The sequence below is a fragment of the Amycolatopsis sp. NPDC041971 genome (assembly GCF_055588925.1).
Map to the genome: position 1 here is coordinate 163,408 of NZ_JBVJCE010000010.1, position 26,102 is coordinate 189,509.

At 65.7% G+C, this 26,102-nt stretch carries 23 protein-coding genes; 13 read left to right on the forward strand and 10 right to left on the reverse strand.

Going from position 1 to position 26,102, the window contains the following annotated elements:
- Positions 1-693: serine hydrolase (locus ACZ6DT_RS20970; protein WP_465597618.1), on the reverse strand; the 693-nt coding region annotated here is incomplete at its 3' end.
- A 276-nt stretch (positions 694-969) separates the two neighbouring features.
- Here ACZ6DT_RS20970 and ACZ6DT_RS20975 point away from each other — a divergent pair.
- Complete coding sequence (locus tag ACZ6DT_RS20975) at positions 970-1,782, forward strand: S1 family peptidase (RefSeq protein ID WP_465597621.1); 813 nt, start codon at positions 970-972, stop codon at positions 1,780-1,782.
- 96 nt (positions 1,783-1,878) lie between these two features.
- On the opposite strand, the gene ACZ6DT_RS20980 is transcribed toward ACZ6DT_RS20975, so the two are convergent.
- Positions 1,879-2,193 carry a hypothetical protein gene (locus tag ACZ6DT_RS20980; protein WP_465597624.1) on the reverse strand — a complete coding sequence of 105 codons (315 nt, stop codon included), beginning with the start codon at positions 2,191-2,193 and terminating at the stop codon, positions 1,879-1,881.
- A 125-nt stretch (positions 2,194-2,318) separates the two neighbouring features.
- Here ACZ6DT_RS20980 and ACZ6DT_RS20985 point away from each other — a divergent pair, with 125 nt between their 5' ends.
- From ACZ6DT_RS20985 to ACZ6DT_RS20995, 3 genes are all read left to right on the forward strand, one after another.
- On the forward strand, positions 2,319-2,528 hold the full coding sequence (locus ACZ6DT_RS20985; RefSeq protein ID WP_465597627.1) for a PhzF family phenazine biosynthesis protein: 210 nt from the start codon (positions 2,319-2,321) through the stop codon (positions 2,526-2,528).
- 145 nt (positions 2,529-2,673) lie between these two features.
- Positions 2,674-3,585 carry a trypsin-like serine peptidase gene (locus tag ACZ6DT_RS20990; protein ID WP_465597921.1) on the forward strand — a complete coding sequence of 304 codons (912 nt, stop codon included), beginning with the start codon at positions 2,674-2,676 and terminating at the stop codon, positions 3,583-3,585.
- Positions 3,586-3,779: 194 nt separating this feature from the next.
- The gene (locus tag ACZ6DT_RS20995) at positions 3,780-4,259 is read left to right on the forward strand and encodes a MarR family winged helix-turn-helix transcriptional regulator (protein ID WP_465597630.1); all 480 of its coding nucleotides are present in this window, start codon (positions 3,780-3,782) and stop codon (positions 4,257-4,259) included.
- A gap of 980 nt (positions 4,260-5,239) precedes the next feature.
- Here the strand turns inward: ACZ6DT_RS20995 and ACZ6DT_RS21000 are convergent.
- On the reverse strand, positions 5,240-6,679 hold the full coding sequence (locus tag ACZ6DT_RS21000; RefSeq protein ID WP_465597633.1) for an MFS transporter: 1,440 nt from the start codon (positions 6,677-6,679) through the stop codon (positions 5,240-5,242).
- A gap of 563 nt (positions 6,680-7,242) precedes the next feature.
- Positions 7,243-7,581, reverse strand: coding sequence for a hypothetical protein (locus ACZ6DT_RS21005; protein ID WP_465597636.1), 339 nt, complete (start codon positions 7,579-7,581; stop codon positions 7,243-7,245).
- 160 nt (positions 7,582-7,741) lie between these two features.
- Here ACZ6DT_RS21005 and ACZ6DT_RS21010 point away from each other — a divergent pair, with 160 nt between their 5' ends.
- The 3 genes from ACZ6DT_RS21010 (at position 7,742) to ACZ6DT_RS21020 (ending at position 10,202) form a co-directional block, all read left to right on the forward strand.
- Positions 7,742-8,038: a YkvA family protein gene (locus ACZ6DT_RS21010; RefSeq protein ID WP_465597639.1), complete on the forward strand. Its 297-nt coding sequence runs from the start codon at positions 7,742-7,744 to the stop codon at positions 8,036-8,038.
- Positions 8,039-8,506: 468 nt separating this feature from the next.
- Positions 8,507-9,304: a hypothetical protein gene (locus ACZ6DT_RS21015; RefSeq protein ID WP_465597642.1), complete on the forward strand. Its 798-nt coding sequence runs from the start codon at positions 8,507-8,509 to the stop codon at positions 9,302-9,304.
- Positions 9,305-9,683: 379 nt separating this feature from the next.
- Positions 9,684-10,202 carry a DUF6650 family protein gene (locus ACZ6DT_RS21020; RefSeq protein ID WP_465597645.1) on the forward strand — a complete coding sequence of 173 codons (519 nt, stop codon included), beginning with the start codon at positions 9,684-9,686 and terminating at the stop codon, positions 10,200-10,202.
- Positions 10,203-10,376: 174 nt separating this feature from the next.
- On the opposite strand, the gene ACZ6DT_RS21025 is transcribed toward ACZ6DT_RS21020, so the two are convergent.
- From ACZ6DT_RS21025 to ACZ6DT_RS21035, 3 genes are read right to left on the reverse strand one after another with little or no spacing between them, the layout of a single operon-like run.
- Positions 10,377-11,012, reverse strand: a complete 636-nt coding sequence (locus tag ACZ6DT_RS21025; RefSeq protein WP_465597648.1) for a response regulator — start codon at positions 11,010-11,012, stop codon at positions 10,377-10,379.
- Positions 11,009-12,043, reverse strand: a complete 1,035-nt coding sequence (locus ACZ6DT_RS21030; protein WP_465597651.1) for a sensor histidine kinase — start codon at positions 12,041-12,043, stop codon at positions 11,009-11,011. The genes ACZ6DT_RS21025 and ACZ6DT_RS21030 overlap by 4 nt, the downstream gene beginning before the upstream one ends.
- Before the next feature lie 17 nt (positions 12,044-12,060).
- Positions 12,061-14,517 (reverse strand): alpha/beta fold hydrolase, encoded by a 2,457-nt coding sequence (locus ACZ6DT_RS21035; RefSeq protein WP_465597654.1) that lies wholly within the window; start codon positions 14,515-14,517, stop codon positions 12,061-12,063.
- A 249-nt stretch (positions 14,518-14,766) separates the two neighbouring features.
- Between ACZ6DT_RS21035 and ACZ6DT_RS21040 the strand changes: the two genes are divergently transcribed.
- The gene (locus tag ACZ6DT_RS21040; protein WP_465597657.1) at positions 14,767-15,099 is read left to right on the forward strand and encodes an AfsR/SARP family transcriptional regulator; all 333 of its coding nucleotides are present in this window, start codon (positions 14,767-14,769) and stop codon (positions 15,097-15,099) included.
- Positions 15,087-15,290, forward strand: a complete 204-nt coding sequence (locus ACZ6DT_RS21045) for a hypothetical protein (RefSeq protein WP_465597660.1) — start codon at positions 15,087-15,089, stop codon at positions 15,288-15,290. The genes ACZ6DT_RS21040 and ACZ6DT_RS21045 overlap by 13 nt, the downstream gene beginning before the upstream one ends.
- Positions 15,291-15,401: 111 nt before the next feature.
- On the opposite strand, the gene ACZ6DT_RS21050 is transcribed toward ACZ6DT_RS21045, so the two are convergent.
- The 3 genes from ACZ6DT_RS21050 to ACZ6DT_RS21060 all read right to left on the reverse strand — a co-directional run bounded on the left by ACZ6DT_RS21050 (position 15,402) and on the right by ACZ6DT_RS21060 (position 19,535).
- Entirely contained in the window at positions 15,402-16,607 is a 1,206-nt protein-coding gene (locus ACZ6DT_RS21050) for a M24 family metallopeptidase (RefSeq protein WP_465597663.1), read from the reverse strand.
- A gap of 973 nt (positions 16,608-17,580) precedes the next feature.
- Entirely contained in the window at positions 17,581-17,889 is a 309-nt protein-coding gene (locus ACZ6DT_RS21055; RefSeq protein WP_465597666.1) for an antibiotic biosynthesis monooxygenase family protein, read from the reverse strand.
- Positions 17,890-18,155: 266 nt separating this feature from the next.
- Positions 18,156-19,535, reverse strand: coding sequence for an FAD-binding oxidoreductase (locus tag ACZ6DT_RS21060; protein ID WP_465597669.1), 1,380 nt, complete (start codon positions 19,533-19,535; stop codon positions 18,156-18,158).
- 77 nt (positions 19,536-19,612) lie between these two features.
- On the opposite strand from ACZ6DT_RS21060, the gene ACZ6DT_RS21065 reads away from it, so the two are divergent.
- The 4 genes from ACZ6DT_RS21065 to ACZ6DT_RS21080 all read left to right on the forward strand — a co-directional run bounded on the left by ACZ6DT_RS21065 (position 19,613) and on the right by ACZ6DT_RS21080 (position 24,754).
- Complete coding sequence (locus ACZ6DT_RS21065) at positions 19,613-20,578, forward strand: helix-turn-helix transcriptional regulator (protein WP_465597672.1); 966 nt, start codon at positions 19,613-19,615, stop codon at positions 20,576-20,578.
- Positions 20,579-22,024: 1,446 nt separating this feature from the next.
- Positions 22,025-22,726, forward strand: coding sequence for an AraC family transcriptional regulator (locus tag ACZ6DT_RS21070; RefSeq protein WP_465597675.1), 702 nt, complete (start codon positions 22,025-22,027; stop codon positions 22,724-22,726).
- Positions 22,727-22,974: 248 nt separating this feature from the next.
- The gene (locus ACZ6DT_RS21075) at positions 22,975-24,336 is read left to right on the forward strand and encodes a hypothetical protein (RefSeq protein ID WP_465597678.1); all 1,362 of its coding nucleotides are present in this window, start codon (positions 22,975-22,977) and stop codon (positions 24,334-24,336) included.
- 139 nt (positions 24,337-24,475) lie between these two features.
- Complete coding sequence (locus ACZ6DT_RS21080; RefSeq protein WP_465597681.1) at positions 24,476-24,754, forward strand: hypothetical protein; 279 nt, start codon at positions 24,476-24,478, stop codon at positions 24,752-24,754.
- Positions 24,755-26,102 lie beyond the last annotated feature (1,348 nt).

Below are 26,102 nucleotides of genomic sequence, written 5' to 3' on the forward strand. Positions count from 1 at the left end.
CGGACGAAAGAGGCAGAGGGGGTGGGGGATAAGGGAGTTTTTTTTGTTGTCGTCGGACCAGTTTTTTTGTTTAAAGGGGTCCCCGCAGGCACCCCCGCCCCAGACACCCCATTGCTGGTTGACGTCGACAGTGCGCATCTCGCGGACGATGTAGTCGCGGTGCCGGCGGGGCAGCTTGGTCAGGACGTAGTTGACCAGCCGGTCCAGGTCGTTCGCGGTGGTCAGGATCCAGCCCCAATGGTGCGGGTGCTGGTCGGTGAACCGCATGTCGGTCATCCCGTACGACGGGAACCGCTTGGCGAACTCGGCCTCCCCGCCGTACCGGGTCCACAGCGTGTGGGCGGCGGCGTCGTCGCTGGAGTTGAGCATCCGGTGGATCAGGTCCCGGTCTTCGGCGGTCAGCTGGACGGCCCCGGAATCGTTGCGCAGCAACAGGTCGACCACCATCGCCAGCTTCGGGGTGGAGCAGGCCCAGATGAGGGTCCCGGCGGCCTGGCTCCGGTAGACGGCGCCGGTCCACCGGTCACGGAGGACGATTCCGGTGTCACCGGGCCTGCTGTCGGCGTACGCCTGGGCCCGCACGATGCGCGCCTGGAGTTCCCGGTCGAAGCGGGTCGTCGCGCCGGCGGGCGCGGCAGGTGTCAACGTGAGTACCGCCAGTATCGCGGTCAGCATGACGAAAAGTCTCTTCATGTGCTCCCCAGGTTCCGATATCGGTTGTTCCTGAGCTTGAAGGCGTTCGCCGGTCTCGGAGGTTGCCACAACCTGCCGAATAGTGACGCCGGTCACTTCGAGGCAATCGTCCACTATGGACCTTCACGGTGCGACCGGCAGGGAGGTAGGGCGAACACCACCGCGTGGCGTCAGGCAGGCACCACGACGGATCAGCGGGCTGACCCGATGGCACAGGACGCGGCGGACCGCGAGGCTGGAGCTGATCGATCCGAAGTCGTCGAACGAAGGAAAAGTATGTCGAGAGTGGGTTCCGTGCGCCGCCATCTGATCCGTGCCACCAGTGTCGCGTTGGCAGGAGCTTTTTGCGCGATCGCCCTGCCTGGCAGTGCCGATGCCGTGGTGAACGGGAAGAACTCCACCGAGCGTTACGAGTTCATGGCCTCGATTCCGGAGATCGTGCCCCAGCTGAACAACGCCAAAGGTGTTTGCGGGGCGGTGCTGGTCCACCCGCAGTGGGTGGTGACCGCGGCGCACTGTGTCGACCCGGGGCGCAACCCGGCCCAGCCGGAGGGGACGGTACGCATCGGCAGCCAGTGGCGGACCTCCGGCGGCACCGTGCGCACGATCGACCGCATGGTGCGCCACCCCGGCTACCAGCCGGGAGAGCCGAACAAGAACGACATCGCGCTGGTGCGCCTGGACCGCCCGGTCTCCGGACAGCCGATCCGCATCGCCGCCCGCCCCGGCAAGCCCGGCACGCCGACCCGCTTGATGGGCTTCGGCACCACGGTCGACACCGCCGACATCACCGAAGCGGTGTTCCCCGAACGGCTTCAGCAGCTCGACACCCGTCGCGGAGCGGTGTCGGAATGCTCGCCCGGCTACGCGGATCCGACCCGGCTCTGCACGATCAGCCGTAAGCGCGACGCGATGGCGTGCATGGGCGACTCCGGCGGGCCGCAGATCCAGCGCGGGAAAGGGGGCCGGTGGGAGCTGATCGGCGTCACCTCCGGCCCCGGCGACAACGACGTACCCTGCGCCAACGGACCCGGCCTCTACACCAGCGTGCCCGCCTACGCCGACTGGATCCACCGCACCGTCCGCTGACCCCCGCGACACGGTTCAGCGTGACCGGCCCATTCGGGGTCGGTCACGCTGACCGAGCATCGGCTGGGCGGCGTGGTGTCGTGCCTTCGGTGGAGGTCAGCAGGCCCTGACGATGGCCGAGTGCGCCTTGCCGCCGAGGTCGAGGATCTTCACGTCCCGGTTCCCGGCGGGCACGCGGACCTGATAGGTGCCGGGATCGACCGGGTAGCCGAAGTAACTGCCGGCCGGGGCGGCCCCGGTACCCGCGATCATCGCGCCACCGCGGTGGATCGTGGTGGCGACCGGTTTGCCGCAGTTGTTGGAGATGTAGATCTTGCCCTTGGTCGCGGCGGAGGCGGAACCCGCGCCGAGGACCGAGATGACCAGACCTGCGGTGGCCAGAACGGTGAGAGTGCGCCGGGCGGTCGTCATGGTGCTCCTCGAGGTGTTGTCGGACTCGGCCACAAGATATCCGCGGGGATGGCCGCGCACTGCCGGTCGAACGAACCACACCCCGACGCCTGGTCGGGTGAGTTGAGTCTCGCCCGGCGATCGTCGTGGCCGATGGCTTTGACGGCATGCGAGCCTCCAGTCAGGTCGATGTGTTCACTGACGAGTTCATGTCCGGTAATCCCGTCGCCGTGGTTCATGACGCCGACGACCTCACCGCCGGGCAGATGGCGGCGTTCGCTCGCTGGACGAATCCGAGTGAGACCACGTTTCTGCTCTCGCCCGCCGACCTGCCACGTCGCACTCTGAATTCGTGAAAGTGGCTGGTCGTAACCCGCCTCGATGCAGGCCAGTTCGGCTATGTGCACGGTCGTGCCGGCACCCTGCGTCGCCGAGTGCGTTTAGATGATCTTCGGGCGTCTTGCCGAACAACCTCCTGGCGGTCGGCGCGTCCACATGATCATGGACTTGAAGCTCGCATCACGCCGAATCGTCGTATTGGCGGGGACTCTCGGCGCCGTGTTGGCGGCCGCGGCCGTCCCGGCGTCGGCGGCTGACGACCAGGTGGTGACGCGGGTGAGCGAGGCCGATCGGGCCGCGGCGTTGGCTCATTGGACTCCGGAACGGATGCGTCAGTGGGTGGGCGACGACGAACTGCCGCCTGCCGAGAAGATCGGCCGCGAATGGGAGCGGCCGGTACCCTCTGGAGTCGGGCGGTTGTTCTTCACCGCGGAACCGGGCGTCGACGGATCGTGCACGGCGACGGTGGTTCCCAGCGCCAGCAAGGATGTGGCGCTCACCGCGGGCCACTGCGTCAACGGCGGATTCGACCGCTACGACAATCCGATCAAGATCGTCAACGTCGTGTTCGTTCCCGGTTACGATCACGGTGAAGCACCGCATGGGGTGTTCGCGGCTCGTGCCTTCGCCTGGTCTGCGACCTATCCCGGTCCCTCCAGCGAAATCGACGACGACGCGGTGCTCGCCCTGGACCCCGTCGACGGCCGCCATGTCGCCGATGTCGCGGGCACGCAGGACATCTCCTTCGAGGCGCCACCGTCCCCTGTGGACGCGACACTCCTCGGCTACCCGGTGTCGAAGGCGGCGGGCGGTGAGGCGTTGTTCTCCTGCGCACGACCCGCCGCACTCGACGCGAACTCGGTCAGCGTCTCGTGGAAGACCGATTGCGACCTCGCCGGCGGTTCCAGCGGCGGCCCGTGGCTACGGAACTTCGATCCCGCCACGGGCAAGGGGACCATTCTCAGTGTCACGAGCCGGGGAACGATGAACGAGGACCTCGTGACCCTGGACCTGAGCGGCGCCGCGCTGAGCGAACCCGTGCGGAAGTTGTTCGAGACCGCCGGGAATCTCTGACCGTCCGGCGTCGCGCCGGTCGATCGCTTTGTCCAGGCGGCGTTTGTCCTGGTAGCACCAAGGACATCGGACCACCCTTCGACGCGCACGCCGGGCGTTCCGGGCCGCGAGAGCCATACTCGCATCGATCTGCCATAGAGATTGTCTTTAGCGAAGATTATCTGACTATCCCGGGCCTGCGCTAGTATGGACAGGTGACAGGTTCGACGACGGGTACGCTCCCGGTGGGGCTGGACGACAACCTCGGCTGGCTCCTCGCGCAGGTGTGCCGTGCTCACGGATCCGTGCTGGAGCGCGCGGTTTCCGATATCCCGCACGGGTTACGAGGCTTTCAGGCGTTGTGCGGCGCGGTGCACGAGAGCGCCAGGAACCAGGCGCAACTGGGCAGGCAGCTGGACATCGACCGCACCGTGATGGTGTACCTGATCGACGATCTGGTGGCGGCCGGGCTGGTGGAACGCGAGGTGGATCCGACAGACCGGCGGAACAAGCTGATCCGCGGCACCGAGGCAGGCCGTGTGCGGCTGGAGGAGACCCGCGCCGCGATCCTGGCGGCGGAGGCCGCGGTGCTGGCCCCGCTCGCTCCGGAGGATCAGGAGCGGTTCCGGGAGATGCTGCGCACGGTGGTCGCGCACAACCTGCCGGCCGCCGATGCGGCCGGAAATGACGGCTGAGGAGTGAAATTCCGGGCACGAAACCGTGGCCGGAATTTCTTTCGTCATTGTTTCCGATAATGCGCGGAATTTCTTGACATGGTCGTCGGCGGCTGACAACGTGCCGTTGTCACGGAAGGTACCCGGGTATCGGTGCCGCGATCGTCGGCCGTCTCGCTGGCCGACGCCAAGGTTGTCACCTCGACGCGTACCGAGAGCCCGCTGTGTCGCAGGGGGTTCATCTGGTCCTGGCCGACGTCGAGACTCGCGAGGGCGTCGGAGCTCGCTAACGCAGCACTCGATCTTCTGGTGAACAATGTCAGTTAGCCCAGTGGCTATCCGAGATAACCGTGCTCGCGGTGCGGGGGCCGCAGCCGGTGATGCTGGTTTTCGCCGCGTCGAAAGCTGCTGTAGGGCCACAGGGGGTGCGGGTCAACGCCAACCGTGACGGAGACGCTCCTGCGTACGAGCTCGCCGCGCTCTACCGCGAATGATGGGAGCTCGAACTCGCCCTCGATGAGATCGAGATCCAGCAGATCGGGCACGGTCGTGTCTGCGCTCCAAATCACCGGATATGGCAAGTGAGAAATCTGGGGAATCCTCCGCGCGCACTACGCGATCCGATATCTCATTTTAATCGCGGTCTCCGGATAATCCGCCGTCAGAGCACAGGTTAGGCTTTTCTCCCTCGTAAACTTATCAAAGCAAGAAAACTCGCTATCGTCGATATCCTCGCTATAGCACTGCGGTAAATGAGCGGTGTAGCCGTCGATTCGGTACTCGCCGAACGGGAAGCGCTGATCGGCGGCCTCGCTCGCGCCGGACTGAGAAATAAGGAGTTGGCCGAACGCGCGAACCTCGCGGTCCGGCGGTCGAACAGCAATCGTCGAGTGTGTATCGGAAGTCCGTGCTTTTCGGCCGGTAGCGCCATTCAGCGGGATGGGACACCGGAGCGGCTGGGGACTGGGGGTTCCTTGCGCCGCTCCGGCGCCCGAGTTCGGTCAGGTCAATTCCGGCTGTGGTTCCCGCTCTGGTGTGTCGAGTCGCTTCGGCACCAGCACGAGCGCGGTGAGAATGGCCAGGACGACGAAGGCGGTACTGCCCAGGTAAGCGAGCTGGAAGCCGGCCGCCGCCGCTTCCTTCTGCCCTTGACCGGTTTCGACCAGTGAGCTCGTCCGGGAGGCGGCGACGGTGGCGAGGACGGCGGTACCCATCGCGGAACCGATCTGCAGGGTGGTGTTCACCAGGCCCGAGGCGACGCCGACGTTGTTTGGCGACCCGGCGGACATGGCGGTACCGATGACGGCGGGCACCGCGGCACCCATCCCGACCCCGGCGAGCAGGAGCGGCGGGAGCACGTCGACGAAGTAGCTGCCGTCGACCGGGACCCGGGCCAGGAGCGCCAGTCCGGCCGCCGCGACCAGGAGGCCGCCCGCGAGCACTGGACGGGGGCCGAAGCGGGTGACGAGCCGCGGTCCGAGCCAGAGTGCGACGACGGCGTTGGCCACGGGCGTCGGCAGGAAGGCGAACCCGGTGGCGAGCGCGTCCAGACCGAGGACCTGTTGCAGGTAAAGGGCGGTGAGGAACTGGAAGCCCATCATTCCCGCCACCATCAGGATCATGACGGTGTTGCCGCCGGTCACCGAGCGGGAGCGGAACAAGCCCAGCGGAAGGAGCGGCGTCGCCGCCTTCGCCTGGCGGAGGACGAAACCGGCCAGCAACAGCACCGCGAGGGCCAGCAGGGGCCAGCGCCGGGCGAGTGACCCGGAGTCGACGATGACGTAGACCAACAGCATCGCACCCGCCGTCACCAGTACCGCGCCGAGTGCGTCGACACCCGCCCGGAGCCCCATCCCGGTGTCCCGCTCGATGAGCGCGAACGTCGCCACGACCACGACGATGCCGATGGGGACGTTGACCAGCATCGTCCAATTCCAGCTGAGCCCCTGGGTGAGCACGCCGCCGAGGATCATGCCGATGGACGCGCCACCCGCCTGCACGAAGCTGAACAGCCCCAGCGCCTTGCCTTGCTCGCGCTGCTCGGGAAACAGCGTGACGATCATGCTGAGCACGACCGACGAGGCGAGCGCGCCACCGGCACCTTGGACGAACCGGAAGATGATGAGCATCGTCTGGTTGGCGGCCAGGCCGCAGAGCAGCGACGCGACGGTGAAGACGCACAATCCGATGAGGAACACGCGTCGTCTGCCGACGAGATCGCCCAATCTGCCCGAGAACAGAAGCAGTCCGCCGAAGGGTACGAGATAGGCGTTCACGACCCAGGCCAGATTCGGCGTGGCGAAACCGAGATCGGCCTGGATGGACGGCAAAGCCACCACCACGATCGTGCCGTCCAGCACCACCATCAGCGATGCCAGACACAGGACGACGAGCGCGAGCTGTCGCGAACGACCGCCCTGCCCGGCATTTTCGAGCACCACGGAACCTCCACCTCGGGACAAGGACATGTCTTCCCCGGCTACTACCGAGACTGACCCGGATCAGTCTTTGACTCAGATCGTCGGGTTGACAGATTATCTGAACCCAAGGCGGTCACGCTAGCCCCCTGTCCGATGCCTGCCCGGTCGGAGCCGTGAGCGGACGCGCCGGTGGGGTCGGTGTCGAGGTAGCTGGTTTGGCCGTTCCTGGTGAACGACTGGATCATCGGGACACCGGTAGGGTCGTTGCGTCCGTAGACGTAGCTGGTCGTGTTCGCTCCGGTGGTGGAGACGAGTTCGTTCTGGTCGCCACCGCCTCAGGGGTAGGTGCTCCGAGACGAGCCAGGGGTGCGGGTGGTGGTTCGTCCGGCGGCGTTGGAGGTGAAGGTGCCCTGGGCCGGGTCGCTTGTGCGGTTCCCGTCGGCGTCGTGGCTGTAGCCGGTGTTCGAGATCTGGTTGCCTGTGTTGTAGTTCAGGGTCTGCGCGGTGGTGCCGTCGACCTTCGCGGTGAGCCTGCTGCAGGTCTTGTCGTAGGTTGCTTGCCCGGCGACATAAGGCGAATAGCATTAGCCCGTGTCGAAGGTCTTGTTCGCGTTGTTGGAAGCGCGTGAGATCCGGCCGGCCTTGTCGAAGACACTCTTCGTATGGGCTGCGAAGGTGGTGTGGGTGGCGTCGGTCTTCGAGATCAGGTTCCCGGCCTTGTCGTAGCCGTAGGACAAAGTTCCGCCGCCGGAGGTCGCGGTGCGTGAGGTGATCCGGTTCTGGGTGTCGTAGGTGAACGTCGTCGTGCCCGAGGCGTCGGTGCGAGTGAGGACGTTTCCGGCGCCGTCGTAGGCGTAGATGGTGCGCAGCCCGCGGCCGTCGCGGACGGCGTGCAGCCGCCCGAACCCGTCGTAGGAGATCACGGTCGTTGTCAGGCTTGAACCGGCCGGCGGGATGATGCCGGTGATCGGTGTTGGCGGTGTAGTCGGTGATCCAGTCCCGGGCTCAGAGGCGGTCTTCGGCGTATACATGACTGTCCCGTGTCAGGATGTGGAGCCCGGTTCGGTGAGGAGAGGGGAACACATGGAATCGCTATGGACGACGCTCGGCGCCGTGGCCGTGGTGGTGATCGTCATCCTCGTTCTCGTCGCGCTGTTCCTCGTGGTCAAGCTTGTGCGGAAACACCGTCAGGTCCATCAGCCGGGCACGCCGGTGGCGACCAAGGCCGCCTACTGGGTTTCCCTGGCCTACACGGTGTTCCCGTTCGACCTGTTGCCCGACCCGGTGTACTTCGACGACATCGTGGTCCTGGCCGGCGGGCTGGTCTACGTCAGCAGGTCGCTCACCAAGAGGGCGCGCGACGACCGCCGGGCGGACTGAGCATGGCCAGGCCAAGGACAGTGACCGCCAGACGACCTCGAAAGTCACGCACCGGCAATTGCGTTCAGTTTGCGGTTCGGGTTCGTAGAGGCTGAACGGTGTTCTTGGTCGGCGTGGCATGTGAGGTGCTTACCTCATAGGCCCGCGCCGGGCACACGAGCCGGACGAGGACGGAAGCACGTGGGTTCGTCGGCTCTTGCCGTCGGGCGGGAAGCGATCGCAGTTGTGTCCTTGGAACCCCTTGTATGCCGGCAGGTTCGCGGGACCACGAGGGCGCTGGCTCGCGTGGTCAACGTCCTGACAGTCGAGAACGCTTAGGTGGCTGACGCCGCGAGCGTGATTGCCGGCTGCCCGTCCGACGCGCGATGGCGGCGGTCGCCGCAGCGGGCGGCGGCCCTCTGCGTGCCTCGGGCGTGGGATTCTCGTGTCGTCGTTGCGTTGGGGAGTGGGCGGAAGAGTGAGGTGTCGGTGAGCGCGGTGACGGAGTTCGATGCGCTGCACAACACGATACGGACGCGTGTCGAGGGTGGAGATGGCCACGGGGTGGTGGCTGATCTCGCCGCTGTGCTGGCGATGGCGCGGGCGGGGTTCGATGAGGATCCGGGCTTGTGGGTGATGCGGCTACGTATGGTGCAGCGGGATGTCGAGCGTGTCCCGGCGAACGCGCGGCTGAAGGCGGACAGCGAGGACGCGACGCGCGCGATCATCGCGTACGCGCGGGCGGGGGCAGCCGATGATCCTGCGCGACGGGACCTGCTCGGTACCACCCTGAACAACTACTCCATGCAGCTCGAAGCGGAGCAGCGGATCGAAGAGAGCACCGTCTTCGCGTCTGAATGCCTTGACCTTTTGCTCACCGAGCCGACGGCAAGCAGCGAGCACGCGCACGCGCGCTCGCGTCTTGCGGAGCTTCGCCTCAGGACCGGGGACTACACCGGTGCTCTCGCGCTCGCCGAGGAACTCGTCGACGCCGCGCACCGGAACGGCGAGAATCCGGCGGAGGGCCCCAGTGGTCTGCCCTCATGGTTGCGGCTCCGGGCGCGGGCGCACGCGGCGCTGGGCAGGGAAGTCGAGGCCCGCGCAGATTTCGAATCCTCGCTCGACTGGGAACGCGCTCGCGTTCGCGCGGGAAAGTTCCTCGCCCACCTCGATCTCGCCGACGCACTCGACGAGTACGCCGGCCTCCTCAGCGCCCTGGGCGCGGCGGACGACGCTCGCGCGGCGGCGGTTTCGGCGGTTGGGACACGCGAGAAGCGCCACGACTGACGGAATGTCGCTCCACCCACGGCCAAAGCCCCGGTAATGGCCATCTGTCCCATCGCGTATGCCATCTTGCGAAACACGAACATTCGCTTCAGCCGGCGTGACAACGCCTCCCTCTTCAGAGGAGTCGACAATAAGGTTTCGCTACGGGGGAGTGGGTTCGTCCGCCGGACACGAACGTTTGGCGCCTCGAGTCGCGCTCCGTCGTCGAGGTCCTCGTGGGTATCGTCTGCTCCGGTCACTGAGCCGGTACTGGCCCGGGGCTGGAGAGGATGATGGTGTCGAGACCGATCATGGTGAATTTGCGCCGCACGGGTGTGAAGGCGAGGTCGCTCAGGCTCGCGCTGTGGGTGTGGTGCCCCGTGTTGGTAGCAATGGGGACATGGCACGGTGGTGGCGGCTGCCCTGGCGATTGAACGGATTTTCGACACCGCTCGTCGGCGTGCAATGGATACCCAACGACGGCGATCGTGAAATCGTCCGCAGGGTGCTGAACGCGTTGGAAGATCGTCGGTTCCTCTTCGCGCAGTACGCCATGGAACTTCCGGAGCACTGCGGCCAGTCGGCGATACAAATCAGGCAGATCCTCACCACTGAGACGAACACCCGCGGCATCAGCAACAGCCTCGAACTGGCCCTCGAAGACCTCCGCGCGGTGTTCACCGCATTCGTGGACGCGATGCACAGCCACCGCAACAAAGGCCTCAATCAGTTCGGCTTCACCGCCGCGCTCGCCACCCTTCGTACGCTTGTCGGGGAGCGTCTTTCCGAGCTCTGCACGGAGTACGACATCGAGGTCGTCGGCAAGCTGCGGTACATCGTCCCGGACAGCTCCGAGTGGTTCTTCCTGAACTTCAGCCACGGAAACGGCGACGACATAGCGTATGTACGCGAACCGTAGTCTCCACGATCGCCGTCCCCGATCTTCCAGCCGAGCCGCGTGAGTGAGTTCTGGCCACGTTGACCGACGAGGACCGCACCATCCTCATGCGGTTCGAGAAGGACGACAGCGGGCGACCAGTCTGGGTGATCACGACGGGCTTCCAGCACGCGTCAAGAGCTGAGCCGGCGCCGGTCAGCCGGCATTGCCGGTCTCCCACACCCATGCCGCGATCGCGACGCGGTTGCGGGCGCCGGTTTTGCGCTGGATGTTCGCGAGGTGGGTCTTGACCGTGCCGGGTGTGATGAACAGTTCGGCGGCGACCTCGGCGTTGGTTCTGGCTCGGGCGACGAGTCGGGCCACCGCCAGCTCGCGTCCGGTCAGCACGTCGCCGTCGGGGGCTTGCCGCTGGGTGAGGTGGCGGAGCAACCGCAGGGTCAGCTGCGGGCTGACCAGCATGTCTCCGGCGGCGGCCGCCCGCACGCCCTCGATCAGCAGCGCGGGGCCAGACCGCTTCAGTACGAAGCCGCACGCGCCGTTTCGTAGTGCCGCGTACACGTACTCGTCCAGTTCGAACGTCGTGATCACGACGACGCGCATCGGGTCGGGCACGCCCGGTCCGGCGAGTTCCCTGGTCACGGCGAGCCCGTCGCGGCGGGGCATCCGGATGTCGGCGAGCACCACGTCGGGGCGCAGGACCCTGGCCCGCTCGACGGCCGCGACACCGTCCGCCGCCTCGCCGACCACCCGCAGGTCCGGTGCCGACTCGAGGATGCGCCGCAGGTTGTACCGCACCATTTCCTGATCGTCGGCGATCAGTACCCGGATCACGTCGGCACCACGGCACGCACCGTCCAGCCGCTCGGATGCGTCGGTCCGGCCGTGAGCGAGCCATCCAGCGCGGTGACCCATTCGATCAGCCCGGCCAGGCCGGTGCCGCCGTCGCGGCGCTGCTTTCGTGGGCGGGTGGTGCCGTCGTCGGTGACCTCGACCGCCACGTCGGTTCCGGCACGGGTCACCTTGACCAGCACGGTGGTCGCGGTCGGCGCGTGCCTGCGCACGTTGGTGAGCGATTCGACCACCACGCGGTGCACGGTCGCCACGATCTCCGGGCGCGGCGTGCCGAGGCCGGTGATCTCACAAGTGACCGTTGCGCGGCTGGTGTGCGCGAACCGTGTCACGACCTCGTGCACCTCGTCGAGGGTCGCGGCGTTGTCCACCGGTCCGTCGGTGGCGGAACGGAGCAGCCGCAACGCGCGGTCCATCGCGGCGAGCCCACGCGTAGCGGCCTCCTCGATCTGGTGGAGGGTGCGGGCCTGGTCCGCCTCGTGGAGCTGCCCGGCCTGGGAGGCGAGCACGATCCCGGTCATCTCGTGGGCGAGCCAGTCATGCAGATCCCGCGCCAGGCGAAGCCGCTGTTCCCGTCGGGCGGCGGCGACCGATCTGTCGCGTTCTCGGTCCAGTGACCGCAGATAGGCGCCGATCCCGACGACCGAGGCGGCCGCCAGCGTCCACACGGCGCAGAGGGCGACTATCTCGACCGGCGGGGAGGGCGGGGCCAGCCACAGGCCGATCCGGAGCGGGGAACCGCCGACCGCGACGATTCCTGACACGGCCATGGCGATCGCGGTGCGCACCGACGGTCTGCGCACGACCTGGACGAGCACGCACAGTTGCCCGACGGTCTCCACCAAGAGCCAGGCGGCGCTGGCGTTGTCGCCGGGACCGCGATAGGCGGCGGTGACCACGACGGACAGTCCGAAGGCGACGACCGCCCCGCGCACCAGGTAGCGGGGCCATCGGAAGGCACCGCCGACGGCGGTCGCCACGGCGACCGCCGTCGAGAGTACGAGCGGGACCACGGGTGCGCATCCTCCCCCTACCGCGCCGCGCACAGCGCGGTGTCCACGGCGTCGAGCATTCCATCCGACTGGGCGCGGGTGGCCGGGGACGTGGTGATCACGATACTGACCTGGCGGCCGTCGGCGGTGGAGCCTTCGCGGGTCTGGTAGCCGAGACCGCTGCCGCCGTGCGTCCAGTACTCGCCGCCGCAGGACAGCGGCACCCGCATGAGTCCGAGCCCGTAGGCCGCACCCGGGATGAGGTCCGCGGGGACCGTCCGACGCATCTCGGCGAACTGCGCGGGCGGCAGCAGCCGGCCGGCGAGCAGCGCGGCGAAGAACGTGTTCAGGTCGGACAGGGTGGACACCGCCTCCCCGCCCGCCCACACCAGCGACGGGTTGAGCACCGTGACGTCGATCCGTCGGCCGGTGTCGCTGATCCGGCCGTCATCGTCCAGGTGCGCGTATCCGCGGGCGTGCTCCCCCGGCAACGTCGCCCGATCGCCGGGCAGGGTCGTGTCCCGCATCCCCAGCGGACGCAGGATCCGGTTCTCGATTTCGGTGGCGTACGGGCGGCCGGTGACCTTCTCGACGATCATGCCAGCGACCACGTAGTTGGTGGTCGCGTAGTGGAACTCGGTGCCGGGCACGGACAGCCGGGACCGTGTGACGGCATCGGCGACCAGTTCCTCCGGGGTGTGCTGGTCGAGCCGGTGGCGTGGGTAGCCGCCGGGCCCGAACACCGCGGAGTCGAAGTCCGGCAGGCCGCTGGTGTGCTGGAGCAGCTGGCGGATCGTGATGTCCCGGCCGTCGTTGCCGTTGGCACGTAACAATCCTGGCAGGTACCGCTCGACCGGGGCGTCCAGCTCGACGCGGCGTTCCGCGGCCAGTTGCAGTACCACCGTCGCCACGAACGTCTTGGTGTTGCTGAAAACCCGGACCCGGTCGCCTGCCCGCATCGGCCTGCCGGTGGCGAGGTCGGCCACCCCGCTCTGGAACCGGACCACCCCGGCGGAGTCGCGGACCTCGGCGGCCGCCCCCGGCGCCCCCTCGGCACCGGTGAGATGCACGAGGTCTCCGGCCAGCGCGGCATGCCTGCTCGGGCAAGTCAGGTCCGGTGGACGGGCACCACGGGTGAGGAAGTCGGTACCGATCCGCTGTGCACACGCGTTGCCACCGAACAGATAGGCGGCGTGCCCTCCGTTGTCGACGCCGACGAGCCGGGCCCGGTCGCCGTACTGGCGGCGCAGCGCGGTCGCGGCGCCATGGGTGGTCGCCGGGTCGCGGAGGTTGTTGACCAGCAGGATATTCGACCGGCCCCGCGGGTTGGCACGGATCGGCTGGTCGATCGGGGCGCCGGCCCAGAACGCACACGGCATGATCGCGGCGCCGGCCCCGCCGGTCAGGGGGTAACGGCGGGCGTCGACCGCTGCCTGCGCGGCGTAAGTCGCGGCGTCCCGGGGAAACGTGCCATCGGCACAGAACACCCCCAGCTCGCCGGAGGCGTCGTTGTCGTCGTCGTACCAGACCCCGAGCCGGCCCCCGACTTCGGCGGCGGCCGCGGCGTCCCGGTCGCGAGCGGCCACCAGCATGCGCGCGGCGAGCGGGAACGTGTCGTCGTCGTACAGGCTCGCGAACAGGGTGATACGCAGGTGGCTGCCGGTCAGCATGCCGTTGGGCGTGCGGAGTGGGGCCTGATCGAGCCGCCGCACCAAGTCGAGGTACTCGCGCTGGAGCTCGCCACGGTCACGCCTGAGGAAGGCGGCGAAGTCGCCGAACCGGACCTCGACCCCGGTGGTCATGCTGTCGCGGAAGGTGCCCCGCCACGCGGCGGTCGGGTCGACGTTGCTGTCGAGCAGCATGCGGTCGACCCGGTCGGGGAACATGCTGTCGTACGCGACGCCGAGATAGGTGCCGTAGGAGGCGCCGAGGAAGCTGATTCGCTCCTCCCCGAGCGCGGCCCGGATCCGATCCACGTCTCTCGCGACGTTGGCGGTACCCAGGAACGGCATGCGTTCCTGACCGGCGCACTTCTGGGCGATCCGGCGGGCACGCTGCCGCATCGCGGGCTCGCCACCCGGGAGCGGCCACGGAAACGTGAACTGCTCCGCCGGCTCGAGTCCACACCGGACGGGAGCGCTGGTACCGAAGCCGCGCTGGTCGAAGCTGACGATGTCGTAGGCGTCGAGCACGCTCCGGGGCACCAGCTCGTGGATGGTCGCCGTGTCGGCGAGATGCGGGCCCGGCCCACCCTGGTTCATGACCAGCACACCGCGCCGCAGGTCCGGGCGGGTGCTACGGAGCCGGGAGACGTGCATACCGAGTCGCTCACCTCCCGGGTTCCGGTAGTCGAGCGGCACGTCCACGATCGCGCACTCGGCCGGCCCTTCGAAAGGGCAGTCGCCCCAGGCCAGGTCGGGGCCGGCCGCGGCGGGCACGGGGAGTGCCGTCGCGGCGATGACCACGACCGCGAGGACGGTAAGGATCTTTCGCATACGGTCGATGCTGCTGTTCCCGGCCGGCCGGGGGTATCTGCCGTTCGGCAGATACCCGTCCAGGACACGCGCTCGGCATGATCACCCGCATGCGAACGACCGCAAGAGACACCAGGACCAGCTCGCGAAGAGGGACATGGCGGGGCAGCTGTGGCCGACAGGACAGTGATGGGCGTGGCTGTGACCGCCACGGCTCCTGGAGTCCCTTCCGCCGTCGCGGTGCCACCGCCTCTGCGTAGGCTTCTTGTCGTGGGGTTGAGGATGGCGGTGCTGGGACCGGTGAGGGTCGTCGGCGACAACGACAAGCAGGTCGATACCGGTGGTGCGAAGCCGCGCATGCTGCTGGCCAGGCTCGCGCTGGCAGCCGGCGAGACGGTATCGCCCAGCACACTCCTGGAAGACATCTGGGGAACGGACTCGCCGTCGGCCACGATGAACACCTTGCACGCGCTGGTGCACCGGCTGCGCAGGGCGCTGCCGGAGCCGGAAGTCGTGGAGTCGCCCGCCGGGGGATACCGGCTCGCCCTGCCCGCGGACAGGGTGGACGCGCACCGGTTCGAAGCCTGGGGTTGTACGAACTGACCCTGTCCAATGGCAGGAAACTGCGCGGCGGAACCGGGCGAAGCTACGGAACGTGCACCTTCGTGATGGGAGCCTCCGACGGATCCCACACGCTGGCCGTCCACACCAACAACGACTGGGCCACCTTCCCACTGCTCGACGGCATCCTGGAAGCGGAGTTCGGCGTCTCCGGCGTCGCGCTGAAACTCTGATGGTCGCCACGGTCGGCGTAAGGCGGCTGATGGCAGGCCCGTCCTCGAAGGCCCCCGGTCATGGAGCTTCGTTTCATGACCGGGGGAGCGCTCGAGTCGACTCGGTCCCATTTAAACGGAAAGCGCTTCGCAGTACGGGAACATGGTCAGTCGCTCGGGCGAGCCTTGGTGGATCAAATACGGGTTTTCGAGCTTGACACCCTCTGTTCCGTAGTCCGCGGTCACGTAGCTTTCAGCGCAGATGACCATACTGGCTTGGAAAGTGCCGTCGTAAGACGGAGTACGAGCTTCATACGCGGGCGGAACCTGAGGATACTCGACAGACATTCCAACACCGTGAACGTAGCCAAAACTGTACTTGCGATAGCCGTCAGGTGGTGTCCACGCGCGATCGCGGAATTCTCGGAAGGACACCCCGGCGCGTAGGAGATCGGCATTGTGTTCCAGCTGCTCGCGGGCGAGGGCGTAGAGAGTTCGCTGCACACCGGTTCGTCGGCCAGAACCTGAGAGAAAGGTCCGTGAGAGGTCGGCGTTGTATCCGAACGGTCCGATCATGTCGGTGTCCAGACACACCAGATCACCCGGTTCGACCACCCGGGTTCCTGCCTCTTGATACCACGGCCTGGTTCTCGGGCCCGAATTCAGCAGTCGTGTCTCGATCCATTCCCCGCCTTGTTCGGCATTCACCCGATTGAGAATCGACCAAAGTTCGTTCTCGCTCTGACCGGGGACAGTCGTGGCCGCGGCAATCTCGGCGAGGGCGTCTTCGGCGACCGACAAGGCATGGCGCATACACGTGACCTCCTCGCTGGACTTGATCATCCGTGCGTGCTCCATCAGGCTCTGGCCATACCGCACCTCGACGCCGGCTTCCCTCAGTGCGGACAACTCCGGCACACTCGTCCGGTCGATTGCCAGCGGGCCTTGCGAATCCACCAAGTCGGCGATCTCCGCGGCCCAGTCCGCCGCTCGCTCGGCGATCTCCGGGCCGCCGGATATATGGTTGACGGCCACCGCCGGCCGCACCTCCCCGATGCTTTCCAACCCGTCACTCAAGTGATCAGCGTCGCGGTACTCGAACAAGATCACTGGCCCCTCAGCGGGTACGTAGAGATAGCGACTCGGGAAATGCATAGTCCACACTTGCATGTTTCGGGCATCCGTCGCGTATCGGATGTTGACCGGGTCGTTGAGCACAGCGGCCGCATAGCCCACGTCGCGCAGTTGTTGCCGTACTCGCTCCAGCCGGTACGCCCGCATCTGTGGCAACTCGACATTGCCTAGCGTCCGCGAGTCGGACCCACTGTTCTCCGTCATGAATCGTTTCCTCTCCGTCGAGGGATTGTCGCGACCCAACCCGGCGCGTCCGGTGGGGTGGTCGCTGCGCGCCAGCAGTCTCAGCTGAACGCATACCGACCAGGCCTCCCGCGCCGACTTGCGCCGGCCACAGCAGCGCCTTCAGTCGACGGGGAAAGATGGGCCTGACGCTCACTGTCACACGCCACCATGTCGTCTCTGCGCGGAGCTCGCATCACGTCGGCACACACCTACGCGAACATATCCGGTGGAGATCGGCCGCGGGACGGGGTTCCCGTCGGCAGGTCCGTAAAACACGTTCTTCACGATGCCGAACGCGCCGCCCGCCTAGCAGACCGTACAAACCGTTCTCGGCGGCCTACCTGCCCCGCGGTGGACCAGATCCCAGTCGCCAGCTCGCCGCCTGGTTCTCGGCAAAGAATTTTGTTAGGTGCAACGAAAAAGCCGCTTGGCCTGGGTCTTCACCCAAGTCAAGCGGCATCGCCGGCACGGTCGGGCTGACAGGATTCGAACCTGCGACCCCTTGACCCCCAGACACGTGCGGACATTGCACTGACCAGCTAAAATAGGGAATCGCCTGCATATGCGTGGTCTGTTGGCGTCGGTTCAGGTCTGTTGTGGCCATCAGTGGTATCCACCGTGCTCCTGCTCCTTCGCTGGTGTGGTGGCGTTCAACTGGTGTCGACGGCTTCCGTGTCGGGGACGAGGTTATTGGTTCCGCGATCACGTGCTTCCGGTGTCTCCTGGACCAATGCACGGACAACAGGCGGTCTTCTCATGATGGTCGGTGCCGGGGCGGCCTTCGCGCTGGTCTGTACGAGTGGTCTGGCTGAGTCGCGACCGTGTCCTCCGCGCGGCCTACCGACGTTGCGGTGTGCTCGTCGGGTGGATCCAGTGCGTTTTCCGGTCAGGGGCATCTCTAGCCGGGTCTGGTAGTGCATGCACCTCGTCCCTGTTTCGCCGTGCGCGAGGGCTACTTGGTCCATTCGACGGCGACGTCGTACAAGCCGGGGTTCGACGTGATCTGCGTCTGCGGATTCTCTTGCGCGGCTTGAGTTCGCTTGCGGAACTCGGGGTCCGCGGTGGCCGCCTCCCACGCCTCTCGGCTCGTCCAGTGGGCCACGTTGACGAGCTGGAACCGGGTCTCCGAGCGTTGGGCCCGGTGCAGCCGGGAGTCGATGAAGCCAGGCTTGGTGCTCATGAGCACGGCACGCTGCTCCCAGTCGGTTATGAAGGCGTCGAGGTGATCGGCCGATATCTCGAAGATGTTGATGAAGGTCACGGCGGTTTCTGAGCCGTGGGCATTTTTGCTGTGTGCAGTCACGGAAACTCCAGGGATAGGTGTGATCAGGTTCTGCCGTGCAGTGCGGTGAGTTGCAGGATGGTGAACACCGCGACAGGGCAGGCCAAGTCATGCCGGCGGCCGTGGTGTCCCACCAGTCGAGGACAACGGAGGCGATGCTCGTGGCCATCTGCGCCGATCGCAGGTGTTCGCCGATGACGGAGACTGGGCGCCGGGGACGGTGTCATCGCGGTCTCCGGTGGACGTCATCCACCATCGTGCGGCGGGATGTTGTAGTTGAGCCGGAACGTGTTTTGCGGGTCGTATGCCGCTTTCAGTACGGTCAGCCGCTTGTGGTCTTCCTCGGTGTAAGCGGTGCGGGTCCGGTCCTGACCGGCGGCGGTGCCGTGGCCCATCAAGTTGAGGAACCGGCCGGTGGCCCAAGGCTTGAGGTCATCGAAAAGACGCCCGAGCAACGTATGCGCGTCGGCTGACGAGACCCCCTCCAGCGGTACGAGGACCGTCAGCAGAAAGTGTGCGTCGCGCCCGCCGACGGTGTTGGGATGCACGGGGCGACGGGACAGCGCGCCGCCCAGGTGGCGCACTTCCACAATGGCGGGCAGCTCGGCTCCGGGGCCGGCGTGTTCGAGGACCGTACGCACCGCGTCACCGTCCGGATTGGTCAGGAAGGCGTTGTCGGCGGCCCACGGCATCGGGACCGGCGGGTCGTCGTGGATGTCGGCGCTCTGCTCGTAGGGCATGTCGCGCAGGTTTTCCAGGATCGGGGGGCCGAGCCGGCGGAGCGGTTCGACCAGGCGGGTGCCGGTCTCGGCCGAGCCGGTGAAGGCGATTCGCACGTGCCAGACGTGGCGTCCCCTCATCGGCTCCGGAACCCGCGGGTCGTCCGGGAAGGGAATCAGTGCCACCGACGAGTTCATCTCCTCGGCCACCGTGGTGGTCCAGTCCGCATACTCCTCCAGGAGGCCGGGGACCTGCTCGGCGTCATAGAAGAGGCCACCACCGTAGAGGCGCGTCACCGGTACCAGGCCGAACTCCATGCCCGTGACGATGCCGAAGTTGTCCCGTCCGCCCAGCAGTGCCCCGTACAATTCCGGCTCGGCCTCCGGGGTCACGTGATGCTGCTTGCCGTCCGCGGTCACCACGTCCATGGCCAGAACCCGGTCGGCCGCCCAGCCATGGCTGCGTCCGAGCAGCGGGAGGCCGCCGCCCAAGGTGTAGGAGACGACGCCCACATGCGGGGCGGAACCGTTGAGCGGCGCCAGCCCATGCCGTGCCGCCTCGGGAATCAGCTGCTCGAAACGGACACCGGCCCCGACGTACGCGCTGCGTGTCCGCGGGTCGACGCGGACCGTACTCATGCGGCCGGTGGTGACCAGTAGCCCACCTTCGCCGGGCATCGAGAAGCCGTGCCCGGTGTTCTGTACGGCAACCGGCATGCCGTTAGCCACGGCGAAGACGACGGCCGCCACCACGTCCTCGGCTCGCGCGGCACCGACGATCACTTCCGGCCGGTGCCGCACAGCCAGGTTGAAACCCGTGCGTTCCTCGTCGTAACCCTCACTGCCGGGCAGCAGCACAGGCCCCTCGCAGCGGGCGGCCAAGGCATCGAAGTCATTGCGGTCCACAGTTGCGCTCCTTCGTCAGTGTCGACAGGAGTGATCTTGCGGGGCATATATGACATCCGCCGTCATATTCTGTGCGAGTGAAATACGATCGCCTGCTCTCGATCGTGCTCCTGCTCCAGCACCGCCGCCTCGTTGCGGCGAAGGAGCTGGCCGAGCGCTTGGAGGTGTCCCAGCGCACCATCTACCGCGACGTCGAAGCACTCTCGGCGGCCGGAGTCCCGGTGTACGCCGAGCGCGGCAAGGACGGGGGAATTGGGCTGCTGCCTGGTTTCCGCACCGACGTGACGGGCCTGACGACCGACGAGGCCCGCGCGCTCTTCGTGCTGGCTACCCAGAGCGCGCATGCGGCGCTCGGTCTCGACCAGGCCCTCGGCTCCGCGCTGCGCAAGGTGATGGCCGCGCTGCCCGCCCCACACCGCCCGGTGGCCGAGCTGACCAGCCGCCGCATCCTGGTCGACCCCGACCGCTGGCACGCCGCACCACACTCCGATATGGACCTGGAGGCGCTCTATGCCGCGATCCTCAGCGATCGTCGTCTGCGCATCCGCTACCGCCACAGCGGCCGGACCGCGCTGCGCGGTTACACCGTCGACCCGTACGGCTTGGTGTCGAAGGCCGGCAACTGGTACCTGGTCGCCGACCACAGGGGCGATCCCCGGCTCGTTCGCGCCGATCGGCTGTCGCAGGTCAATCTCGTCGAGGCCCCGGCACACCGCCGCCCCGGTGTGGAGCTTGCCCAGGTGTGGCGGGACCTGCGGCGCCTGGTGGAGGACCGAGGCGTCGGCGTTACGGTGGCTGTCCGGGTGCGCCGCGAGTGGCTGGACATGGTGACCCGCATCGCAGGCACCTATTTCGCCGGGCCACCCGTTCCCGAGGCGGACACCGATGAGTGGCTACGGGTGGAGGTCGTCTACCCCGTCGTGGAAGCGGTCCGTCACCTGCTCCAGTTCGGCACCGGCGTCCAAGTCGTCGGTCCGCCCGATGCCCGTGCGGAGATCGCCCGTGCGGTCGCCGACTTGACCGGCCTCTACCGCGGTCCCTGAACGGCCATTGCCCGGCCGCGGACACTGCCGCCTCGGGCAACAGGGCGCAAAGCTTGATAGACCCCGGAGGCGGCGTCTATCGGCATGTCCCCCCCCCCCCCCCCAGAAACCACAACTTTGTGTACTTCCCGCATGAACACGAGATTCGACCGCGCGACCTGGTGCTTCCGGGGGAAATGATCGGTCGGCAGGCGGCAGGTGTCCGCCTTGCTTGATCACCCGCCGCGCCATAGGGGCGTAAGTGTGGGTTTGCTGCTGGGGAAGGCACAGGCATTGGTGATCATGAAGTCGTCTACGCTTCGTGATCGTCAAAGGGGTGCCCGTGCCCGCGTTGCCATCGGTTCCTCGCGTGCTCCTTTCGATCCCGCTCGCCGGACCCGCACCATCTGGCAGTACCGGTACGTCCCGGCTTTGTCAGGACTGCTCCCAGCCTCCCCGGCACCTCCCGGATCAGCCTGTCCTCAGCTCCTACCGGAACGCTGCGACTATCCACCGGTAGCGGGTCTCTCACCTCCACTCAAACCACAGCGCATCACGGCGCACGAACCCGCACTGAACGTCTTCTCGATCACCTTCGGTGACCGCTGGCCGGGCGCTGAGACCTACTGAAAAACCACGGCCGAAACACCGTTCGCGTCACAGTCCCGTATTGCGTCTTAGAGCGTCTCTTACGTGGTGATCGGTCGCTGGTGAGCGAGGGCAATCAGTCTCCTGGGAAGCGCCCAAGAGGGTGCGGGTCAGTCAGGTCAGGTGATGCGTTTCCCTGCTATCGGTAACATAAGAGACAACAGAAATGCGCACTATCACACTTCGCAGAACCGTGGCCGTGGCTTCAGTTGCGGCGATCGGCGTCTCGCTGCCGGTGGCACCGCAGGCATCAACGGCGACGCGCCCAGCGGGGCATTCCTGTTTTGGGTCGACCGCCAACTACGCCGGCTATAAATGGGACGACGGCGGCCGTAGCACTCGTAACCGGGGAGTGGTCCGCTACCCGGGCACGAACATTCACTGTACGGCGGCGACGGCCTGGAGGCCAACGTCAGCTCAATGATCAACCACGACGGAATTCGTACGGGGAAGTTTACTTCAAATCCGGATACCGCGGCCCCTGTGTCTTTGTGGTGCCGAATGGTAACGTGCCCCGATTCCAGCGGGGGTGACGTTGCCTAAAACCTCAAATCAGCCCTTTGGTGTAAACAGTGATCCCGGCAACCGCTGTAGTATGAAATATCGCGGAGTGTGGTCGCACGGACAGGCCATTATCTTGGGGGTATTGCGATGAATAGTGAACGGAGAACGGCGGGCATCACGTCTTTTGAGGTGCGGGCTCCGCACCGCAGGCTCGCTGATCATGTTCAACTCTACCTGGGTCACGATCGCGTCCTGGACTGTGACTCGGACCCGCTGCCGACCACGCAGCGGATGACTGCTCTCGGATCCGTCCTCGTGGCCATCGCGTTCCCGGATAGTCGGCACCCGTCGCCGTGTCACAGAGTCAGCGGGCTGAGCGACTCGCCTGCTCTCCTCACGGGGTACGGGCGGGAACACGGGGTCCTGATCGAGTTGACACCGCGCGGTGCCTACACCTTGTTCAGAAGGCCATTGCGACAACTTGCCAACACCAGCATCGACCTCGGCGACCTGCTCGGCTCCCGTGCGCAGTACCTGACTGAACAGCTCGTCGCCTGCGCCACCTGGGAGGCGCGCTTCACGGTGCTCGATGACCAGTTGACCGCGTGGATGTCTGGCTCTGCGGAGCTCGCACCGGCGGTGAACCACGCTTGGCTCCTGCTCACCTCTTCGGCCGGGCGCACAAAGATCGGTGCGCTGGCGGAGGAGGTTGGCTGGACCCGACAGCATCTCCACGCCCGTTTCCGCGAGGAGATCGGGTTGACGCCGAAGAAGGTCGCCCGGATCGCCCGCTTCCACCACGCGGTCCGGCTAATCACTGGGCCTACCCCACTGTTGTGGTCCGAGGTCGCGGCGGCGTGCGGGTATGCGGACCAACCGCACCTCAACTTGGATTTCCAGGTTCTCACGGGCCGCTGCCCGACGGAGTTGTTCTCACCAGGCGGGATCGGCGATGTGTTCATGGGCGCCCAGCTCAGCCTCAAGTCTTCGTATCGATCCTCAGCCCCGCGACCGTGACCGCGCGCCCGGGAAACGCCTCGATCGGGGAGCACGCATGCGCACCATCACGATGCCACGGCTGTGGCTGCCGGGCTGTCCTGGACTGCGGCGGGAACGCGATGGCGCCATATGAACTTGGTCTATCGGGGCAGACGTTGAGGAATCTGACATTCTTCCAAGTCGACACGTGCCAGTCCTCCATAGAGTCGCTGTCCTAGGGAAATAGTCAGTCTGGTCGGGACGTTCCACGGCAAGCCGGGTCACGGATGCCGACAATAGCGATGCACGACGAGTACGAGCGGTCGCTGGCCGAGTTCCTGTCGATTCGTAGTCGAGGGATGGAGATCTTCAATGAGCAGAAGATGGACGCAGCTTTTTGTGGCTGCTGTGGTGACTGTGCCGGTGCGGTGGTAACACTCAGCCCGGCGTCGGCCACGGCGGTACCAGTCAGGCTGGACACGACATGGACCGCGACGGTGTTGCCGCTGTCACCAGGCGCGTCTTCCGCGCGGGTGATCGGAACCGACCGCCGAAACCAGATCATTGGATCGGTCGACACGTTCGAGGGGAGACAGCATCGGTTGGGCGCACTGTGGCGCGGCGGAGTATTTCTCGTGTTCGGCGAGGCGGCCGGTGGACTCACCCAGTTCAACGCCGTCAATACCAGCGGTGTGGCGGTGGGTTCATACGCCAGCGTCGGCGAATTCCAGCGACAGGGGACACAGTATGCGGCTGGCCGCTTCGAGGACTTGCCCGCGCCGGCTGATGCGGACAGCATGGCGACCTCGATCAACGAGCGGGGCGACATCGCCGGGACCGCCGACAGGCAGGTGATCCTCTGGCCAGCCGCCGATCCGATGGGATACCGGCTGCTGCCCCATGTCCTCGAACCGGTCGGCTCCGGTCCATACCGCGCCTATCGTTGGGATCGGGCCGGACAGTTCCATGAACTTCAACGGGTGTGGCAAGGCGCCTCGCAGGGCGTGTCGACCATCAGCAACGGCGAGATCGCCGGAGGAGCCAGTCTCGTCGGCGGCGTGATTTGGAATTCCCGCGGCGACAGACACCGATCCTTGTCTGGCATCTCGATTTACGTGATGATCGGCTCCGGGCATCTGCTCGCCCGAGCCGTCGACGGGGCGCCGTGGTTTGTCGAGGAAACGGGCATAATTCGCTCTAGCCAACAGTTTTCTCCCCTCCGGGTAGACCGGCCTGACCTGCCTCGGTGCGGTAGCCGGCTATTCCCACGACAGCCGCAGACAGCAAACGGCCGTACTCTGGCGCCACGCCCATCTCCTAACTCCGCCGTCCGGCCCGACGACTTGTCAGACAGGCAACTACAACGACATATTCCATTATCGGAGGTTACAATGAGGTCTAAAAGAACCGCAGGAATCGTCGCATTCTTGACCATGTTCGCCCTGCTTGTTGCGCCGAGCGCGACCCAGGCGGCCCCAGCACTCAAGGGGGACGCATCCTTACTGGCCTGGTACATAGTATCAGGGCCGTACGATACTCTGTCCTTTTGTGAGATCAACGCGTCAATCTACCGAAAGTACAATAATAGAGCGGCTGGCTGCCTAATGGACAGCGACAGCGGTCAATACTATGTTTGGGCACACTTCTGATCTTTGTTGCGGCGGGATGTCGAATCGGGTGCCGCACTATTTATTTCGTTTCCCGTGGGGTGATATCGCAGTAACTTTTTTGAAAACTGAATGAGCGAGGCTTCACATTTAACGTGCGGGAACAATAGAGGAGAAGGTAATGCAGAGCATCGCGAAGTTGACTTCAGGGATAATTCTTGCCGCTGGTATTGCGGCAGGGAGCGTTGCGCTGTCTCCGGCGGCCGTGGCCACGCCTGTCGGCGTGTCGACCGACATCGCGTACAAAAGTATCGCCCTGACCGTCGCAGAGGAAGAGTTGATCGGTCCGTTTAGGAGTGAAGAGAATTGCCAGATCGGCAGGAGACTTTGGGACGGTCAGACCGGCGGCTGCTTCGACCCCAGCATTTTCCTGGATACGTGGTACTTCATCGCGTACTGAAGATCCTGAGGCTCAGGCAGCGGGCAGCCCGCGGAATTGCACTCGCCACGACTGCTGCGGGCGTAAAAGTGAACTATCTTCAACTCTTCATGAGCTGACCCGGTCGCAGCATTCTAGGGTTCGAGAGGGGACACTATGCGTATAGTGCGCATTATCCTGGCAATCGTCGCTGTCAGCGTGGCCACTGCGGTAAGCACGCTGTCACTGGGAGGAGCAACGGTTGCCGCGTCAGAGTTCAATTTAATTCACCGAGACGCAGAGCATTCATAGAATGCGGGAATCATGACTGCGTTCGATTGTGAGGAATACCTTCTCGATAACTGTGTCAGTACGACTCGAACCGTCGTAAGAGCTTGCTATTATGGATCCCTCGGAGACTTCGACACGTGCACGGTGCTGTTGGTCAACTATAATGTTCCCGATGATATCGTGGGGGTAGCTTGCGCCCTGGCTGAGCACTGAACTTGGACGATTGCCCCGAGAAGTGGTGCGCCACCTCACCGGTTATCGCTGCTACAACCCGGCTATTGCCGTTCACCCAGCGCGAAATCGTCCACTCTCGAGAGGCGTGGCACCGTCACCTCCGGTTCAGATCGTGCGGAGCGGCAGCGGTTGGCCCTCGCAGCGCAGGGCAACTCCGCACTTGCCCTGCGAAAATCTTCTTGATGCACTCGGTCCTGCCGCGGCGGACGCGGCCTCCGAGATGCGCAAGTCGCACGGAAGGTGAGCACGGGTTGCCGGAGACAGCACCGCTGTAGCCGGCCGGCGGTCGATCGGTTCGGACGGAATGTTAGCCGTGCCCCGTCCGGCAGGCGGTCTCGACACGTCCGCCACGATCGCTCACGTGCAGAGGTCGAGGGCTGTTGTAGTCGTACGAATTTTGTGCTGACGAGGCGTTAGGTCGGCAGGTTTGCAAGATGTCGCTGAATGTAATGAACCCCTGGTAGGTTTTGTCTATCGGGAGCTCATTGTCATCAATTGGCAGCCGAGTTCGCCGGCGCGGGCGGTTTTATCGAAATGAATGAATGCAAAAACAATAATTAGGTAGGAAAAGTATGAGAAGAGTACGATTACTCGGCATATTGTTCGCATTGATGTTGGTCATTGTCGCAGTCAACGGCACGACGTCGTCTGCGGCGGATAGTCGCGTGTTGACGACTGAGCATATCATTGAACCCGACTGTCCCGCTGTGGGGAGAGTGGCGTCAACTGCTCCAGACGTAGAAGATTTCTGTAAAGCGATCGGCTTTTACAACACCGAAGACCAATGTCAGTGGGCGGCCTCCAGTGGAACCGTCGGCTGGTGGGACTACTTTACATGCGATTGGGTTTGGTTTTTCGGAAAATA